Consider the following 657-nt stretch of genomic DNA (forward strand, 5'->3'; position numbering starts at 1 on the left):
GGGCTGTACGTCACGGAGGCGCGCCCCACGGGCTTCGGACTCCACCGCCGGAGGCCTCGCAGAAACCTCCTTCTCGTCACCTTCAACGACAGGCCCCAAGCCCGAGGACTCGCATGAAAGCACTGCTACTCGCCCCACTTCTCGCCACCGCCTTCCTCACCCGCTGCCGCGCGCCAGACGGGTGCGCGCCGGTATCCACGCGCTGCGCCGGTAATGTCGCCGAAATCTGCAACGGCGACGGCAACTGGCAGGTGCTCGCCGACTGCGACGCGGTCAGCGAGCACAGCAACGCCGCCTTCACCTGCGCCTACGTCAACGAGGAGGGCGTCACCGGCCACACGTGCCTGCCCACCACTGTGGACGCTGGCACCGTCGACGCGGGTGTCGAGGAAGGGGGTGCTCTGTGAAGGGCTACCTCCAGTCCCTCCCCGGCGTGGGCACTCTCTTCCAGCGCGACATCCAGCCCGCCGAGGTGTGGGCCTTCTACCAGCACATGCAGTCGCGCCTGCGCACCAAGACGGCCAACAAGACCGACTCCCTCGAGATGCAGTTGGCGGCCGAGGCGCTGCAGCGCATGGGCATCCTCGACAGGCAGCGCTTCCTGGAGAAGTACGCCACCACCGTGGGCCGCACCCTCTACCTGCCCTTCGAGGTGGG

General features: G+C 68.2%; 1 protein-coding gene and 1 pseudogene. Both read left to right on the plus strand.

What is annotated here, in order from left to right:
• The first annotated feature begins 113 nt into the window (after nt 1-113).
• Complete coding sequence (locus HUW62_RS47585; protein WP_176438221.1) at nt 114-407, plus strand: hypothetical protein; 294 nt, start codon at nt 114-116, stop codon at nt 405-407.
• Nucleotides 404-657: pseudogene (locus HUW62_RS47590) on the plus strand (hypothetical protein); the annotation flags it as partial. The gene HUW62_RS47585 and the pseudogene HUW62_RS47590, both read left to right, overlap by 4 nt.

Origin of the sequence: Myxococcus sp. AM011 (assembly GCF_013372595.1) — a bacterium.
GTDB classification, from domain to species: domain Bacteria; phylum Myxococcota; class Myxococcia; order Myxococcales; family Myxococcaceae; genus Myxococcus; species Myxococcus eversor.

Coding starts and splice junctions, on each gene's coding strand:
- HUW62_RS47585 (WP_176438221.1), top strand. CDS start 114: ATGAAAGCACTGCTACTCGCCCCACTTCTCGCCACCGCCTTCCTCACC.